Source organism: Mycobacterium sp., from assembly GCF_036273375.1.
Classification (GTDB): Bacteria; Actinomycetota; Actinomycetes; order Mycobacteriales; family Mycobacteriaceae; genus Mycobacterium.
Genome location: NZ_DASUHS010000269.1, coordinates 1 through 2,109, shown reverse-complemented (window position 1 = coordinate 2,109; position 2,109 = coordinate 1). Strand labels below are relative to the sequence as shown.

The window sequence follows — 2,109 nt, the reverse complement described above, 5'->3', positions numbered from 1 at the left end:
TCGCCCCCGACGAAGGCGAACGCCTCGGCGAAGTCGCGAGCGAGTCCAAGGACAGCATCCTGAACACGGCCCAAGTCCAGTACACCTATCCCGCCGGACCGGGCGGGGAGACCGCGGTCGAGTTCGGGATCAACCCGGCGCTGCTCCGAGAGGTCTTCGCCGCCGACCTGCCGCCGGAGACCACGGCGCTGATGGCCGCGACCCAGCGTCCCGTCGCGGCCGCGGCGTTCACCGACGTCTGCGGACCGCCAGCCTGGAAGAAGCTACCGTCCTGGGCCGTGGTCGCCACCGGCGACAAGGCCGCGGGAGCCGACCTTGTCCGGTCCATGGCCCAGCGGGCCGGCGCCGACATCGTCGAGGTCGAGGGCTCGCACGTGATCATGATTTCCCAGCCGCAGGCGGTCACCGACCACATCGTGAAAGCCGCCCAGGCGACCGTGGGTTCAGGCCAGTAGGCGACGATGACGGCGGGAACGGATGGTTCGTTCGGGACACTGAAGCAGGTCGACGCGGGTGTGCTGAGCGTCGGGTACGCCGAAGCCGGTCCTGGCGATGGCCCGGTGGTCATCCTGCTGCACGGTTGGCCGTACGACATTCACAGCTACGCGGATGTCACCCCGCTGCTCGCTTCGGCCGGATACCGGGTGATCGTTCCGTACCTACGCGGGTACGGCACGACCCGCTTCCTCTCTGATGCGACGCCCCGGAACGGCCAGCAATCGGTCCTCGCGGTTGACGTCATCACGCTCATGGACGCGCTTGGCCTCGCCGATGCGATCCTCGGCGGTTTCGACTGGGGCGCGCGGACGGCCAATGTCGTGGCCGCGCTGTGGCCCGGCCGGTGCACGGCCATGGTGTCGGTCAGCGGCTACCTGATTGGCAATCAGGAGGCCGGCGAGGCGCCCTTGCCCCCGGCGGCCGAGCTCTCGTGGTGGTACCAGTTTTATTTCGCCACCGAACGGGGCCGGGCGGGCTATGACAGATACCGGCGCGAGTTCGCGCGGCTCATCTGGCACACGGCCTCGCCCGAGTGGAACTTCGACGATGCGACGTTCAACCGGAGCGCCACGTCCTTTGACAATGCGGATCACGTCGCCATCGTGATCCACAACTACCGCTGGCGGATCGGCCTGGCCAAGGGCGAGTCACAATACGACGATCTCGAAAAGCAGCTGGCCGGGAGCCCGGTCATCTCCGTGCCGACGATCACCCTCGAAGGTGATGCCAACGGCGCACCTCATCCGGAACCCGGCGCCTACGCGGCGAAGTTCGCGGGCCCGTACGCGCACCGGACCGTCTCTGGCGGCGTCGGGCACAACCTGCCGCAAGAGGCCCCGCAGGCCTTCGCTCAAGCCATCATCGACGTCGACAAGCGTTAGGAGACGAAATGCCCGCCGAAGACATCGCCATCCGCCCGTTCACGGTCGGCTTCCCCGAGGCAGACCTCACCGATCTGCGCAACCGCGTGAACGCGACCAGGTGGCCCGAGGTCGAGACGGTCACCGACGACTCGCAGGGCACGCCGCTGGCGATGATGCAAGATCTAGCGGGGTACTGGGCGACTGACTACGACTGGCGCAAATGCGAGGCGAGGCTGAACGACCTGCCGCACTTCATAACCGAGATCGACGGGCTCGACATCCACTTCATTCACGTCCGCTCCGCGCACGAGGACGCGCTGCCGCTGATCGTCACGCACGGGTGGCCCGGCTCGGTCATCGAGCAGCTGAAGATCATCGAGCCGCTCACCAACCCCGAGGCGCACGGCGGGACCGCCGCGGACGCGTTTCACCTGGTCATTCCCTCGCTGCCCGGTCACGGGTTCTCCGCCAAGCCGACCGCCACCGGCTGGGATCCGCCCCGGATCGCCCGCGCCTGGGTCACGCTGATGAAACGCCTCGGCTACGACCGGTTCGTGGCGCAGGGCGGCGACTGGGGCGCGGCCGTCACGCAGGCGATGGGGATACAGGCCGCGCCGGAATTGCTCGGCATTCACTCCAACATGCCGGGTACCGCTCCAGCCGACATCAACAAGGCGGTCCAGCGCGGCGACCCGCCGCCCCCGGATCTGTCGGACGAGGAAGGCCGCGCGTTCGAGCAGCTGAGCAC

3 protein-coding genes are annotated in these 2,109 nt (G+C 68.1%); all 3 read left to right on the top strand.

Annotated elements, in window-relative coordinates:
• The coding region (locus VFW69_RS23460) for an alpha/beta fold hydrolase (protein WP_526505129.1) at positions 1–455 on the top strand (455 nt) is incomplete at its 5' end.
• A gap of 6 nt (positions 456–461) precedes the next feature.
• Positions 462–1,379, top strand: coding sequence for an alpha/beta fold hydrolase (locus VFW69_RS23455; protein WP_526505127.1), 918 nt, complete (start codon positions 462–464; stop codon positions 1,377–1,379).
• A gap of 8 nt (positions 1,380–1,387) precedes the next feature.
• On the top strand, positions 1,388–2,109 hold a 722-nt coding region (locus VFW69_RS23450; RefSeq protein WP_526505125.1), incomplete at its 3' end, for an alpha/beta fold hydrolase.

What these genes read in the sequence shown, in the direction of transcription:
- VFW69_RS23455 (WP_526505127.1), top strand. Translation starts at nt 462, where the DNA reads ATGACGGCGGGAACGGATGGTTCGTTCGGGACACTGAAGCAGGTCGAC.